13 protein-coding genes are annotated in these 13,890 nt (G+C 70.6%); 5 read left to right on the top strand and 8 right to left on the bottom strand.

What is annotated here, in order from left to right:
• The first annotated feature begins 134 nt into the window (after nt 1-134).
• On the top strand, nt 135-1,454 hold the full coding sequence (locus tag EAS64_RS33350; protein ID WP_187366354.1) for an FGGY family carbohydrate kinase: 1,320 nt from the start codon (nt 135-137) through the stop codon (nt 1,452-1,454).
• A 21-nt stretch (nt 1,455-1,475) separates the two neighbouring features.
• On the opposite strand, the gene EAS64_RS33345 is transcribed toward EAS64_RS33350, so the two are convergent.
• Complete coding sequence (locus tag EAS64_RS33345; protein ID WP_222849797.1) at nt 1,476-2,135, bottom strand: AAA family ATPase; 660 nt, start codon at nt 2,133-2,135, stop codon at nt 1,476-1,478.
• Nucleotides 2,136-2,306: 171 nt separating this feature from the next.
• Between EAS64_RS33345 and EAS64_RS33340 the strand changes: the two genes are divergently transcribed.
• From EAS64_RS33340 to EAS64_RS33325, 4 genes are all read left to right on the top strand, one after another.
• Entirely contained in the window at nt 2,307-3,182 is an 876-nt protein-coding gene (locus EAS64_RS33340) for an amidohydrolase family protein (RefSeq protein ID WP_145859521.1), read from the top strand.
• A gap of 91 nt (nt 3,183-3,273) precedes the next feature.
• Nucleotides 3,274-4,374, top strand: a complete 1,101-nt coding sequence (locus tag EAS64_RS46370) for an alpha/beta fold hydrolase (protein ID WP_145859520.1) — start codon at nt 3,274-3,276, stop codon at nt 4,372-4,374.
• 109 nt (nt 4,375-4,483) lie between these two features.
• Nucleotides 4,484-5,284 carry a hypothetical protein gene (locus EAS64_RS33330; protein ID WP_145859518.1) on the top strand — a complete coding sequence of 267 codons (801 nt, stop codon included), beginning with the start codon at nt 4,484-4,486 and terminating at the stop codon, nt 5,282-5,284.
• Nucleotides 5,281-6,351 carry an LLM class flavin-dependent oxidoreductase gene (locus tag EAS64_RS33325; RefSeq protein ID WP_145859516.1) on the top strand — a complete coding sequence of 357 codons (1,071 nt, stop codon included), beginning with the start codon at nt 5,281-5,283 and terminating at the stop codon, nt 6,349-6,351. Before EAS64_RS33330 ends, EAS64_RS33325 begins: the two co-directional genes overlap by 4 nt.
• Here EAS64_RS33325 and EAS64_RS33320 read toward each other — a convergent pair.
• The 7 genes from EAS64_RS33320 to EAS64_RS33290 all read right to left on the bottom strand — a co-directional run bounded on the left by EAS64_RS33320 (nt 6,337) and on the right by EAS64_RS33290 (nt 13,738).
• Nucleotides 6,337-7,104: a tetratricopeptide repeat protein gene (locus tag EAS64_RS33320; protein ID WP_145859513.1), complete on the bottom strand. Its 768-nt coding sequence runs from the start codon at nt 7,102-7,104 to the stop codon at nt 6,337-6,339. The two genes, EAS64_RS33325 and EAS64_RS33320, sit on opposite strands and share 15 nt — an antisense overlap.
• A 32-nt stretch (nt 7,105-7,136) precedes the next feature.
• The gene (locus EAS64_RS33315; protein WP_145859511.1) at nt 7,137-8,546 is read right to left on the bottom strand and encodes a 3-oxoacid CoA-transferase; all 1,410 of its coding nucleotides are present in this window, start codon (nt 8,544-8,546) and stop codon (nt 7,137-7,139) included.
• A gap of 16 nt (nt 8,547-8,562) precedes the next feature.
• Nucleotides 8,563-9,489 carry an alpha/beta fold hydrolase gene (locus EAS64_RS33310; protein WP_145859510.1) on the bottom strand — a complete coding sequence of 309 codons (927 nt, stop codon included), beginning with the start codon at nt 9,487-9,489 and terminating at the stop codon, nt 8,563-8,565.
• Nucleotides 9,490-9,494: 5 nt separating this feature from the next.
• Entirely contained in the window at nt 9,495-10,601 is a 1,107-nt protein-coding gene (locus EAS64_RS33305; protein ID WP_145859508.1) for a 5-methyltetrahydropteroyltriglutamate--homocysteine S-methyltransferase, read from the bottom strand.
• A 27-nt stretch (nt 10,602-10,628) separates the two neighbouring features.
• Complete coding sequence (locus tag EAS64_RS33300; RefSeq protein ID WP_187366353.1) at nt 10,629-11,870, bottom strand: acyl-CoA dehydrogenase family protein; 1,242 nt, start codon at nt 11,868-11,870, stop codon at nt 10,629-10,631.
• A 130-nt stretch (nt 11,871-12,000) separates the two neighbouring features.
• Nucleotides 12,001-12,606, bottom strand: coding sequence for an LOG family protein (locus EAS64_RS33295; RefSeq protein WP_222849796.1), 606 nt, complete (start codon nt 12,604-12,606; stop codon nt 12,001-12,003).
• A gap of 61 nt (nt 12,607-12,667) precedes the next feature.
• Nucleotides 12,668-13,738, bottom strand: a complete 1,071-nt coding sequence (locus EAS64_RS33290) for a quinone-dependent dihydroorotate dehydrogenase (RefSeq protein WP_145860002.1) — start codon at nt 13,736-13,738, stop codon at nt 12,668-12,670.
• Between the last annotated feature and the right edge of the window lie 152 nt (nt 13,739-13,890).

Below are 13,890 nucleotides of genomic sequence, written 5' to 3'. Positions count from 1 at the left end.
ATGTGTTTCCCATGATCCCCTCCACGGGAAGCGGTTTAGCATTTCTGCAACCGTTTCCCTACATACCGTATTCTTACGAATTGCGACAGTCAAGTCACTTTACGTAAGATGACCCGCCTGTGCACAATGGGTACGTGCACGGTCACCCACAGGCGGCGGTTCTCGGGATCGACCTCGGGACCAGCGGCGTCAAGGTCCTAGCGGCCTGCGGGGACGGCCGCGTTCTCGGCCGTGCGGCTGCCGCCTACCAGGTGCGGGTGCCCGCCGCCGGCCGGGCGGAGACCGAGCCGGAGGACTGGTGGGCGGCCACTCGGACCGCCGTGCACGCGGCGCTCGCCGAAGCCGCCGCCGATGCGGGCCGCGTTACCGTCACCGGCCTCGCCGTCGCCGGCCAGATGCACGGCGTGGTCCTGGTGGACGACCGCGGCGCCGCGCTGCGCCCGGCGATCCTCTGGCTCGACCAGCGCGCCGCGGCTGAGGCGGCGGGCTACGCGGACCTGCCGTGTGACTACACCGCCGTCCTCGGCAACCGCCCGTCGCCCGGCATGGCCGGACCAATGCTGTGCTGGCTGGCCGCCCATGAACCGCACACGCTGCGCGCCTCCTGGTGGGCGCTGCAGCCAAAGGACTGGCTGCGCCTGCGGCTGACCGGCCGCGTCGCGACCGACCCCACCGACGCATCGGGCACCCTGCTGTTCGACCTGGACCGCGACGACTGGGCAGTCGACCTCGTCAAGCTCCTCGGCCTGCCAAGGGAACTGCTCCCGCCGGTCCTGCCGTCGACCGCCGTCGCCGGCCCGCTGCTGTCCGGCCCCGCCGCGGACCTCGGCCTACCGCAGGGCATTCCGGTAACAGTCGGCGCGGCCGGCACGGCGGCGGCATTGCACGCCGCCCGCCTCAGCGAAGGCCAGGCCATGCTCACCCTGGGCAGCGGCGCCCAGTGGGCAGTCAACGAAACGAATCCAGACCTCCGCCCCGCGGACACCACCAACCTGTTCCGCGCGGTAGGCGACGCCTGCTACCGCGCGGCCCCGGTGCAGAACGTCGGCGTCACCCTCAACTGGGTCCGCAACCTCTTCGGCGCCACCTGGGACGAGCTCTACGACACCGCGGCCCGCCCGAGCCGCCGGGCCGCACCCGTCTTCGACCCCTGCCTAACCCCCGAGCGCTGGCAGCACGGAGCCACCGCCGCCTGGACCGGCCTCAACCTCGCCCATGACAGGGAAGACCTGATGCGCGCCGCCCTGGACGGCGTGGCGACCCTGCTCAGGCAGCGCCTAGACGACCTGCGCGACGCGGGCCACCACCCAGCCCAGGCAATACTCGGCGGCGCCGGCACAACCCACCGAGCCTGGCGCACTCTCCTCGAGGAAACCCTCGCCCTCCCGCTAACCCCGGCCCCCACCACCTGGCTAACCCCCGCCGGCGCCGCCCGCCTAGCCGCCGCCACGTAGGCCCAGCATTCATGATCACAATCACTCGGCATCGTCGGTGAACAGGTAGTGCAGGAACCGCTCGGGGTTGCCGAGGAACGTCCGCCACGACTGCACCACCTCGAGCTCCTCCCAGCGGGCAGGCCGGATCCCCCACTCCCCAAGCTCGAAGATCGTCGCCCCGGGCACCGCGGCGACGATGGGGGAGTGCGTGGCAACCACCACCTGTGAGTCGGCCTCCGCCAGGTCGTGCAGCAGCGCGACCAGGCTCAGGCAGGAGACGAAGGAAAGCGGCGCGTCCGGCTCGTCCATCAGGTAGAACCCGCGCTGGTTGACCCGGGTGCGCAGGATCTCGAGGAACCCCTGCCCGTGGCTGAGCTCGTGGAAGCGATCGCGCGACTTCCCCGGATTCTGCTCCAGGTAGGTATAAAGCGAGTGCATGGTGTCCGCGCGCAGGAAGTACGCCCACGCGGACCGCCCGCCGAAGCCGAGCTCGGTATAGAGCCGCTGCCCGGCGTGCGGCTCGCTGTCCCGCACCCGGACCGTCGGCGCCAGCACCGACCCGCCCTGCGGGTTGAGCCCGTACGCCTCGGCGAGTATCTCCACGACCGTGGACTTCCCGGACCCGTTCTCGCCGACAAGCACCGTGATCCCGCCGGGCAGTTCCAGCCCCTCCCGCAACAGCTGTGCCGCGGCGGGCACGGTGGCCGGCCACTCAACGGGATCGAGGCCAGCAAAACCAGCAACGGGACGAAACGCGCGAACCAGACGCCTGTCCGATGTCCAGTCGCTCAGTTTCCCCACAAGTTAATGGTCTCAGAAACTGGGCGATCACTGCGTGACGAGCCCAAACGGCACCAGGATAATCACGCCATGGACATCGACAGTCTGGTCGCGATCGACGTACACACTCACGTGCACAAGTCGGTTAACGCGCCGCAGGCCAAGCCAGAGGACAACGAGCACCTTGCCGCCATGGCCGCGTACTTCAAAACGGCGGCGGCCTCGTTCACCGTTGATGACCTGGCCGCCTACTACCGCGACCGGAACATGGCGGCGGTGACGTTCACGATCGACCAGCGGGAAGCGCCGGAGGACCCCTCACGCGCGACCCCGATGGAGATCATCGAACGGGCCCGCGACCAGCACGCCGACATCCTCATCCCGTTCGGCTCGGTCGACCCGAACCGCGGCGCCGAGGCGGTCAAGCTGGCCAAGAGCCAGATCGAGGCGGGCGCCAAGGGCTTCAAGTTCCACCCGAGTAGCCAGGCCTTCATGCCCAACGACCGGCTGGCCTACCCGGTCTACGAGGTGATCCAGGAGGCGGGCCTGCCCGCCCTGTTCCACACCGGCCAGACCGGCGCGGGCGCGGGCACCAGGGGCGGCGGCGGCATCAGGCTTGCCTACTCCAACCCGATGCACCTGGACGACGTGGCCGTCGATTTCCCTGACATGCCGATCATCCTCGCCCACCCGAGCTTCCCGTGGCAGGAGGAGGCGCTGAGCGTCGCCACCCATAAGCCCCTTGTCTACATCGACCTGTCCGGCTGGTCGCCGAAGTACTTCGCGCCGATCCTCGTCCAGTACGCGAACACCCTGCTCAAGGACAAGATGCTGTTCGGCACCGACTTCCCTGTCCTGACGCCGGAACGCTGGATGTCCGACCTGGAGAAGACCGCCATCCGCGACGAGGTAAAGCCGGGCATCTTCAAGGCCAACGCCGCCCGCCTCCTCGGCCTCGCCAAGTGAACCCCAAACCCTCAACCTCATCCCGAACGGGTTCGTAGCTCCGCCCACCCCGCTCCTTTACTGCCCGCCCGGGGAATGCCAGCCTAGACGCGTGACCCCGAGGATCCGGTACTGCACCACCCAGGCGGGCCGCGTCGCCTACTCGACGACCGGCACCGGCCCGCCGCTGCTGTGCGATTCCGGCTGGATCACCCACCTGCGCGCGCAGCTCGAGCTGCTGTCCTACGGCGCCTTCATCGACAGGCTGGCCGAGCACTTCACCGTGATCCGCTACGACAAGCCCGGGTGCGGCCTGTCCGACATATCGGGAGGTTCCGGGGGGTCGTCCCCCCGGGCTGGCAGGCCGGGGGGTTCCGGGGGGTCGTCCCCCCGGGCTGGCGGGGACGGCATCGACCTGTCGTTCGACGCCCAGACGGCCGCCGCGCTGGCCGTCGCCGACGCGGTGGGCGCCGACCGGCTCCGCCTGTTCGGAGCCTCGCAGGGCGCCCAGGTCGCGGCCGCGATCGCGGCGCGGCACCCGGAGCGGGTCCAGGCGCAGGTGCTCTACGGCATGTGCGCGAGCGGCCATGACCTGGCGCCAGCCCAGGTCAGGGACTCGATCGTGGCGCTGGTGCGGGCCCACGGCGGCCTCGGCTGGAAGGCGCTCGCCGGGGCCTTCGTCAGCGACCCCACCGATGAGGAGATAGCCGGGCTCGCCAGGTTCCAGCAGGCGAGCGCCTCGGCCGAGGTGGCCGCCCGGCTGCTCGAGGTGTACTACGACACCGACATCAGGGAGCTGCTCCCGGCGATCGAGGCGCCGACGGCGGTGCTGCACCGCGAGGCGGACCGTGGCACCAGGTTCGAGCTAGGCCGCGAGGCCGCCGCGCTGATCCCCGGTGCGACGCTGATCCCGCTGCCCGGTGCGAGTCACCTGTTCTATCACGGCGACTGGCTGTCGGTGCTCGACGCAACCCTCGGCTTCCTCACCGAACAGCCGGACCAGGCCCCCCAGCTGACCGCCCGCGAGCTAGAGGTGGCCGAACTAGTCGCCGAGGGTCTCACCAACCAGGCGATCGCGAGCCGCCTGTCCGTCGCACCGCGCACCGCCGAGGCGCACATGGAGAACATCCGCCGCAAGCTCCAGGTCCGCTCTCGCGCCCAGATCGCCGCCTGGGTAACCGAGCACCGGCTTGGGCCGAAGTCGGCTAGGTAGTTCACCCGACGTTCCCGGCCAGAGCTAGCCGCGGCGGCCTGCGGGCAGGCCGAAGCGGCGGTGATTTACCCGATGGCGGCCCCTGGCCGTGGGGTCATAGCGTCGAGACATGGCAAATTCAGCGAAGCAAGCGGACCCCGCCCTGCTCATCGCGCCGCGCTTCTGCGGCCCGCCGGGCAGCGGCAACGGCGGCTATGTCAGCGGACGCGTCGCCGCCTACCTGGACGGCCCAGTGACGGTCACGCTGCGCAAGCCGCCGCCGCTCGACGCGCACATGGCCGTGGCACATGACGGCGACGGCGCGCTGCGCGTCACGCACGACGGCGCGCTGATCGCCGAGGCGGCGCAGGCCGCGGAGGGCCCGCCCCTTGAGGTGCCGGAACGGGTATCGGCGCAGCAGGCGCACACAGCGGTCGGCCGCGCCGCCTATTACGCCGACCCGGTGTTCCCCTGCTGTTTCGTATGCGGCACGGACCGCGAGCCGGGCGACGGGCTGCGCATCTTCCCCGGACAGGTATACGGCAGGCCGCTGTGGGCGGCGCCGTGGACACCGGACAAGTCGGTGACGGACGACGGCGGAACGGTCCGCCGGGAAATGGTCTGGGCGGCACTCGACTGCCCGAGCGGCATCGCCGCCGCCGAGGCCGCCGGGCTGTCCGCTGACACCGCCATCGTGCTCGGCCGCATGACCGCCACCCTGGCGGCACCATCGGCGGCACAGTCCGCGGCACTGCCCGCGGCGGGCGACGAGTGCCGGGTGATCGCCTGGCCGCAAGCCCGTGACGGCCGCAAGCTCACCGCCGGCTCCGCGCTGCTCGCGCCGGACGGCGCGGTACTCGCGGCCGCGCGCACCGTGTGGCTCACCATTCCGCGCGCGACCACCGCGCCGGCCGCCGAAGGAGCGTCGTGACCGCCCGGCGCGGCGTCGGCCTGACGCCGATGGAAACCCGCCGCGACGTCATCGTCCGCACCGCCGTCCTCGCCGACGAACTGGGCTACGAGGTCTTCGCCGTCCCCGAGGGCTGGGGCCTCGACTCGGCCCCGGTGCTGACCGAGATAGCGCTGCGCACCACCACGATCCGCGTCGCCTCCGGCGTCCTTTCTGTCTGGGGCCGCACCCCGGCGACCCTGGCGATGACGGCCGCCACCCTGCAGCAGATCAGCGAGGGCCGGTACATACTCGGCCTGGGTGCGAGCACCCGGGCGCTGGCGGAAGGCTTCCACGACGTCCCGTTCGAGCACCCGGCCGCCAAGCTCCGCGATGTCGTCACCAAGGTCCGCGCGCTGCTGGCAGGCGAGCCGGCCAGGCTCACCCGGGCAGCCGGCGCGTACCCGCTGCGCCTTGGCCAGCCGCCCGCCCCCGAGCTGCCGATCTGGATCGCCGCGCTTGGCGAGCGCTCGCTCCGGGTGACCGCCGAGCTTGGCGACGCCTGGATCCCCGCCTTTGTGCCAAGGGACAGCATGGCCGGCCTGACGGAAAAGCTTCGCCAGCTGCGCCAGGCCGCCGCGCCGGACGCGAGCCCGCTCACGGTCGCGGTCGGCCCGCTGACCGTCGTGGCCGAAGACACGGCATCGGCCCGCGACCTCGCCGCGACATGCGTCGCCTGGTACCTGACCGCCATGGGCGACGTCTACGCCAGTTCGGTCTCCCGCCAGGGCTACGCGGCCGAGGTCAAGGAGATCATCGCGGCCAACCCGCGCCCGAGCCCGCGCCGGGGGACCGTCCCGCCCGCCGCCGAGCCCGTCCTCGGCCAGCTAGCCGCCTACGGCACCGCCGAGCAGGTCAGCGACCAGCTCAGCGAATGGGAACGCGCCGCCGACATTGTCACCGTCATGCTGCCGCCCGGCCTGCCCTGGCCCGTCATCGAGGCAACCCTCCGCGCCGCAGCGCCGCGTTCCGTAGCTGTTCCGGCGGGAGCCACCGCAGGCCCGCCTGCGGCAGCGGCCGCCGCGGCACCGGGTTCAGCTAGCGCCTGACGCCCCGCCCGCGCGGACCGCCGCGTCCGCCTTGGCGAGGATCTCCTCCGCGGACCGCAGGCGCCACTCAAGCAGGCCACCCGCCCGGGCGAGCTCGACCGCACGGTACGCGCACGCCGCCGCGCGCCGCGCGTCGCCCGCGGCGAGCTCCGCGTGGCCGAGCGCGACGAGCGCGCTCGGCACCCGGCGCAGGTCGCCGATGCGCTCCCGCAGCGCAAGTGACTGCCCGAGCCGCCGGACGGCCTCCGCGGGGCGCAGATCCCGGTACAGGTAGTAGAAGCCGACGTGCCGGTGGATCTCCGACGCACCGTACAGGTCGCCGCTCTCCTCGACCGCGTCGGCGAGCCCGAACGCCGGCCACAGGTAAGTCATCCCGCCGTTCCAGTCATGGCGCAGCACCTGGAACACCAGGCTCAGGCCCCACAGCGCCCGCGCGGTGCCTGCCGCGTTTCCGGTCTTCTCCCACGCGGCGAGCGCGTCGCGCATCAGCGACTCCTCGCCGGCGATCTCATCGTCGGACAGCTTTCCGCCGTCGGCCAGCAGGTTGATGTTGCGGCTGTGTGCGGTGATGCCGAGCCCGGTGACCGCGAGCGCCGCGCATTCGCCGTCACCGTCGCGCGCGGCGAGCTCCCGCGCGTCGGTGAACAGCCGTTCCGCCTCCGCGAAATCCCCGGTGCGAAACGACCCCTCGATCAATGCCTCGTCGGCAGCGGCGCAGAGCGCCTTCGCGGCCAGCCCCGGCGGAGTCGTCATGACACCAAGCGTAGCCGGGCGGCTTCAGGAGACTAGATCCAGTTCTCCTGCATGACGCCGACCTGCTCGGCCACGTCCACCGCCATCCCGGTGAGCGACAGCACCTCATCGACGGTGAACCCGGCCGCGATCTCCTCAAGGGTGAACCGCGGCACCGACCGCGACGCCCGCCGCAGCAGCGCGAGGTCGGTGATGATCGCGTCCACGCAGTTCGGCATGGTCAGCGGCAGGTCGCACCGTTCCACCAGCTTCGGCCCGCCGCGCGAGTCGGTGTGCTCGAGCGTCACGAACACGTGCCGCGCCCCCGCGGCGAGGTCCATGGCGCCGCCGATGCCGCCGCCTGTCATCCCCGGCGCGGCCCAGTTCGCCAGGTCACCGTTGCCGCCGACCTGGTAAGACCCGAGGATGACCGCGTACAGCCGCCCGCCGCGCGCGATCTCGAACGACGTCACCGAGTCGAAGAACGAGGTGCCAGGCCGGGTCGTGATGAACACGCCGCCCGCGTCGTGCAGGTCGGGGTCGAAGTCATCGTCCGAGGCGAACCCGCCGTAATTGAGCAGCCCGTTCTCCGCATGAAGCACCACCGGCCGTTCGGTAACCCAGTTAGCGACCTGGACCGGGAGTCCCGCGCCGAGATTCACCACCGCGTCGTCCGGCAGCAGCGCGGCGGCCCGCCGCCCGATCTCGGCCCGGGTCAGCGCGGGCTTGCCGAGGTACTGCCTGGCCGACGTGGCCGGCCTGTTGGCCCGCTGCGGCAGGTTCCTGATGTCCATCGCCACGGTAATCGGCACCACCCGGGTCACGAACACTCCCGGCAGGTCCACCTCGTGCGGCGGGATCTGGCCGGCGGGGACGATCTCCTCGGCCTCGACGATCGTCACCCGCGCCGCCTTGGCGAACGACACGTTGAAGTTCTGCGACCCGCCGCGGAACGACACGTTGCCGAAGTGATCCGCCTTCGCCGCCCTGATCAGGGCGAAGTCCGTGGTGATGGCCCGCTCGAGCACGTACGGGCGCCCGTCGAAGTAGCGGATGTCCTTGCCGTCGGCGATCTCGGACCCGTACCCGGTCGGCGTGTAGACGGCGGCCAGCCCGGCGCCGCCCGCTCGCATCCGTTCCACCAGCGTCCCCTGCGGCACCATCTCCAGCGTCATCTCGCCGGCCAGGATCTGCTTTTCCGCCTCGGACACCACGCCGGGGCGGGCGGAGAAGCAGGTGACCAGGTGCCCGATCTGATGGTTGTCGGCGAGCAGGTGCCCGGTGGGGAACCCGGGCTGGCCAAGACCGTTGCAGTACACGGTCAGCCCCCGCGAGCCCTTCTCGCCGAGCGCCGAGATCAGCGTCGACGGATACCGGTGCGACAGGCCGAATCCGGCGATGCCGACGCTCGCGCCGTCCTCGATGTCCGCGACGGCCTCGGCCGCCGACATCAGCTTGCCCATGGAACAGCGACCATCCTCACGTGTGCTTGTCGATCCAGTCGGTGATTGCCGCGGCGACCTCGGCGTTGTTCAGCTCGAGCATCATCGCGTGCCCGTTGCCGTGGATGCCGAGCTCGCCGAGCCTGATCTCGTCCACGGCCGCGCCGCAGGAGCGCAGGTACTCCGCGGTGAGATGGCACGACGGCTCGAAACCGGAGCACTCCGCGGACACGACCGCGATGGGCACGCCGTCCAGCTTTCGGTCGCCGGCTGACGGGCCGAACGCGACCGGCACCGGCGTCAGCCCGTGGCTGAACGAGCCGAGCGCCGGATGCTCGACGAACGGCGGTCCGGCCGGCTCCACCGCGACAATCGCCTTGACGAGCGCGGGCCGCTCGGACAGCGCCAGCCAGCCGAACCCGCCACCGAAGGAGTGGGTGAGCAGCACTGACGGCCCGATACGGTCAAGCAGCCCGGCCGCGCCCGTCCGCATGTCCTCGTGCGCCCGCACCGCGTCCGGCGGAAACGGCTCCTGCCAGGCGAGGAACGTCGCCAGGGCGGGATCGGACGCGTCGCCGCTGCCCGGCCACTGCGTGTGCGGCGGCAGCCCGGGCCGCGACGGCGCCGCGAACGACGCCACGAAGCCTTCGAACGACGCGGGCGGCGCGTACGGGCCGAAGATGTCCGGATGGTACGGCGAGCGCCCGAGCCCCGGCCGGTCCACCGTGTACACCGCGAACCCGTCGCGCAAGAAGAGAGTCGACCACCCGGGCCGCCCGTCCGCGGTGGTGAGCATGTCGAGCGCCTGACCCCCGCCCCCGTGCACAAGCACAAGCCGATCCCGAACGGGTTCGGGCACCTGGTACTGCACATGGGTTCCGTAAACACTCGTGCCGGCCGAGGTGCGCACCGTCTGCACGCCGGTGAAGAAATGTCCCTGGTCGGATATGACCAGCGGTTGCATGTCCCCTATCCCCAGATCTCGCTCGCGGTCTCGACCAGCAGGTCGAGCTTGGCCCGCTCCTCGTCGATGGTGAGCGCGTTGCCCTCCACCGTGGACGCGAACCCGCACTGCCCGGAGATGCACAGCCGGTCGATGTCCACGTACTTGGCCGCCTCCTCGACGCGCCGCTTGAGCGTGTCCTTGGACTCAAGTTCTGGCGTCTTGGTGGTCATCACCCCGAGCACCACGATCTGGCCCTCGGGCACGAAGCGCAGCGGCTCGAACGACCCGGACCGCTCGTCGTCGTACTCGAGGAACAGCCCGTCCACCCGCAGCCCGCCGAATACCTCCTCGGCGACGTAGTCGTAGCCGCCGGAGGAGAACCACGCCGAGCGGTAGTTGCCGCGGCACATGTGCACGGTGACCGCCATGTCATCCGGCTTGTCCTTCAGCGACTCGTTGATCACCGCGACGTTGATCTCGTGCTGGTGCTCGGTGTCCACGAGGCCGGCCATGTTGGCCCGCCACGCCGGGTCGTTGAGGAACGCGAAGATCGTGTCGTCGTACTGGAGGTACCGGCAGCCGAGCTCGTAAAGCCCGGCGACCTCGGCGGCGTAGACGGCTGCGACATCGGACCGGAACTCCTCGACGCTCCCGTACACCGCGGCCGGCGGGTCGGCACGGAAGTGCGCCATGCTGGGGGAGGGGATGGTGATCTTCGGCACGGCGGTCCTGACCCTGTTCTTCAGGAACGTGAAATGCTCACCGAAGATCGTCTTGTCGATGTGCAGCTTCCCGGTGATGAGCGTGGCGTTCGGCGCCCACTCGATCGTCTCGTCCTTCTTATAGACGGGCAGCGCGGGCCCGAGCGCGCCCTTCTCGATCCCGCAGATCGAGTACAGGAAGTCTGAGTGCCACTGCTCACGGCGGAACTCCCCGTCGGTCGCGGACTGCAGCCCGGCGTCCTCCTGCAGCCGGACCGCATCCCTGATCGCGTCGTCCTCGACGGCGGCGAGCGCGGCGGCATCGATCTTCCCCGCCGCGTAGTCGTCGCGCGCGGCGAGCAGGGCGGGCGGGCGCAGCAGCGACCCGACATGGTCGGCGCGGAACGGCGGTGTCGCGCGTCGTGTCATCGAGTTCTCCTAAAAGAGGCTGTCGGCCTAGAACAGGCTGTCGGGCAGTCCGAAATGCATCCTGGCCACCTCGGTCGCCACGACGTCGTGCCGCGCGGAAATGTGTCCCAGGTAGATGGCGGCATCGCGGAAGTGGCGCTGCATCGCGGCACCCCGTTTGGCGGCCGACGAGGAGGCCGCGCCAAACAGCTCGTTCGTCGCGTCGATGGCCATCCGGGAGGCGACCTGGATCATCGAGTACATCTCGGCGTCATCCTCGCGGGTGAACGGCTCGCCGGTCCGGTGCCAGCGCTCGGCGAGTTCCATGTACTGCTGGCCGCACTGGTTGATGATCGCCTCGGCGCAGTCGATGAGCGATCTGGCCTGCCCGTAGTGCCGCTGGTACTCCTCGACCGTGTACCTGGGCACGATCGGCGGGAAGTACGTCTTCTTGGTGAGCAGGATCTGCTCGTACTCGTGCAGCGCGCCCTTGGCCGCGCCGATCACCGGGATGACCAGGCCGGCGTGGTACATGGCGTAGATCCGGCCGCAGAACAGCGGGTCGTCGTGCAGGTACATGCCGGGCGCGGCCCGGTCGGTGTTGTGCGTCCAGTTGCCCGAGCAGGTGCAGTACTCGGGCACGAACACGTTCTCCACCCGCACCGAGTTGGACCCGGAGGAGTTCATCCCGATGATGTTGCCGTTGCCCCAGTCGGGCAGCACGGTGACGTTCTCGATCGGGGTGCAGATAGTCAGCGGGCCCTCGGACTCCCGCCCCGGCACCATCGTGTTGCACATGAAGTGGGTGGCGTACCCGACACCAGAGCAGTAGTCCCACGTCCCGTTGACAATGTAGCCGCCGTCAACCGGCGTCGAGGTGCCCATCGGCGCGGCGCGGTGCGGGCACTTGAAGTCACCCGTCGCGCCGAACAGCTCGATCTGCCCCTCCTCGGGGAACCAGCAGCCGACACCAGGCGCGTGGTGCGCGCCGAGGCAGAGCCCCCAGGCGGTACCCGCGTCGCCCTCGGCGACCGCCATGATCACCTTCCAGAAGGTGTCCATGCCGAACGCGTAGCCGCCGAACCGCTTGGGCTGCAGTATCCGGTAGAAGCCCGCCTCGGTGAACTTCCTGTCGAGTTCCGGCACGTGCTTGCCGATGCGCTCCGCCTCGTCGGCCTGCGCGCGGATCTCGGGGATCAGCGCCCTGGCGCGGGCAACGATCGTCTCCGGGGTCAGGTCCGGCTCGGGAGCCGGGATGCTGTCCGGTCGGGAAACTGTCTGCTCTGACACAAGTAAGAGCCTGATACGCGTCGACCGGAGAGGCAATATGCGCGAGTGTGCGGAAACGGGCGGTTGTCCCAGCGGACACATGGGTCAGGGAAGCCGTTGTGCTGAGATCACGGGTTTCCGTGGTGCCCGGTCAGCGGTCGGCGCGGTCCAGCCACTTGCCCACGGTGACCGGCGTCCAGGCGGCGAGGCGGTCGAGCAGCCTGCCGGGATCGTCGTCCACGATGATCATGTCCAGGTGCGCCTGGCGTACGAAGCCGGCGGCCACCGCGCCGTCGAGCATGGCGCGCAGCGGGTCGAAATAGCCGCCCACGTCGAGGATGCCGCAGGGCTTGGCGTGGATGCCGAGCTGCGTCCAGGTGAGCACCTCGAAGAACTCGTCGAAGGTGCCGAAGCCGCCTGGCAGCATGATGAACGCGTCCGCGGCGTCGGCCATCACCGCCTTGCGCTCGTGCATGGTCGCCACCACCTGCAGCTCGGCGATGCCGCGGTGGGCGACCTCCTTGGCCTCAAGTGCCCGCGTGATGACGCCGAATGCGCGACCCCCGTTGCCGGTGACGGCGTCGGCAAGCACGCCCATCAGCCCGACCTCGCCGCCGCCGTAGACGAGCCTGATGCCCCGCTCCGCCATTACCCCGCCGAGCGTGGCCGCGCCCGCCGCGTACGCCGGCTCGTTCCCCATGTTCGATCCGCAGTAGACGGCGACCGCGGACAGGTTCCTCGAACTAATTTCTGACATGCCCGAATTGTTCCATGACGGCTCTGCCTGACTCATCTCAATTACCGTGTGCCACTTGACGCTAGTGCATTTTCCCCGAGCGGAGCCGGGCCGCCAGGTCGCGCTGCACCCGGTGCGGCCAGAACGGTCCCTGGTAGATGAACGCGGTGTAGGCCTGCAGGAGGGTCGCGCCTGCCGCGAGCCGTGCCTCGGCGTCCGCGGCGGTCTCGATGCCGCCGGCCGCGATGAGCACGAGCCGCTTGCCCGTCCTGTCGTGCAGCCGGGCAAGGACCGCGAGCGACCGCTGCTTGAGCGGTGCGCCGGACAGGCCGCCCGGTCCCGCGTCCGCCACGGCGGCGCTGTCGGCGAGGCCGTCACGGGAGATGGTGGTGTTGGTCGCGATGATGCCGTCGAGGCCAAGCTCAAGCGCCATGTCCGCGACCGCGTCGATGTCCTCGTCGGCCAGGTCGGGTGCGATCTTGACGAGCAGCGGCACCCGGCGCCGCGGCGACGCCTCGTCGAGCGCGTCGCGGACCGCGGTCATGATGGGCCGCAGCTTGCCGACGGCCTGCAGGTTGCGCAGCCCAGGGGTGTTCGGCGAGCTGACGTTGACCACCACGTAGTCGGCAACGTCGGCGACAACGCGGGCGCTCGCCTTGTAGTCGGCGACCGCCTCCTCCTCGGGCACGGCCTTGCTCTTGCCGATGTTCACCCCGATGACTGGCTTGGCGCCCGGCTGGGCGCGCAGCGCGCGCAGCCGGGCCGCCAGCGCGGCCGCGCCGTGGTTGTTGAAACCCATCCGGTTGACCAGGGCGCGTTCGTCGGGAAAGCGGAACATCCGCGGCCGCGGATTGCCCGGCTGCGGCCGCGCGGTGACCGTGCCGACCTCGACGAACGAGAAGCCGAGCGCGGCGAGCCCGAGTACGCCCTCGCCGTCCTTGTCGAACCCCGCGGCGAGCCCGAGCGGCCCGGGAAAGTCAAGCCCGAGCGCCCGCACCCGCAGCACGGGATCGCGCGACCCGAGCGCCCGCCGCCCGGCCCAGGCCGCACCCGGCACCTGCGCGGCCGCCCTGATCAGCCAGAACGCTCCCCGATGGGCCGCCTCGGGAGGCAGATGCCGCAGCACGGAGTCGTAGAAAACCCGGTACACCAAGCCCCCAGTCACGATCGCTTTCCGGCGAGGCCACTCTACGCCGCGCCGCGCGCCGCCCGGCGAGCCGTCTCAGACGCGCCCGCATCCCTGGCCCCCGTCTCCTACTCTTGCGGCACCCGGACTGAAATGCTTCCCCGACTGCCGGACATGAG

The sequence above is a fragment of the Trebonia kvetii genome (genome assembly GCF_007827045.1).
Taxonomy (GTDB): domain Bacteria; phylum Actinomycetota; class Actinomycetes; order Streptosporangiales; family Streptosporangiaceae; genus Trebonia; species Trebonia kvetii.
This window is presented reverse-complemented; position numbering and strand designations above follow the sequence as displayed.

Bases quoted from the DNA above. Each gene is read 5' to 3' on its own strand.
- EAS64_RS33340 (WP_145859521.1), top strand. From the start codon at position 2,307: ATGGACATCGACAGTCTGGTCGCGATCGACGTACACACTCACGTGCAC.
- EAS64_RS33330 (WP_145859518.1), top strand. From the start codon at position 4,484: ATGGCAAATTCAGCGAAGCAAGCGGACCCCGCCCTGCTCATCGCGCCG.
- EAS64_RS33320 (WP_145859513.1), bottom strand. From the start codon at position 7,104: ATGACGACTCCGCCGGGGCTGGCCGCGAAGGCGCTCTGCGCCGCTGCC.
- EAS64_RS33315 (WP_145859511.1), bottom strand. From the start codon at position 8,546: ATGGGCAAGCTGATGTCGGCGGCCGAGGCCGTCGCGGACATCGAGGAC.
- EAS64_RS33310 (WP_145859510.1), bottom strand. From the start codon at position 9,489: ATGCAACCGCTGGTCATATCCGACCAGGGACATTTCTTCACCGGCGTG.
- EAS64_RS33305 (WP_145859508.1), bottom strand. From the start codon at position 10,601: ATGACACGACGCGCGACACCGCCGTTCCGCGCCGACCATGTCGGGTCG.
- EAS64_RS33295 (WP_222849796.1), bottom strand. From the start codon at position 12,606: ATGTCAGAAATTAGTTCGAGGAACCTGTCCGCGGTCGCCGTCTACTGC.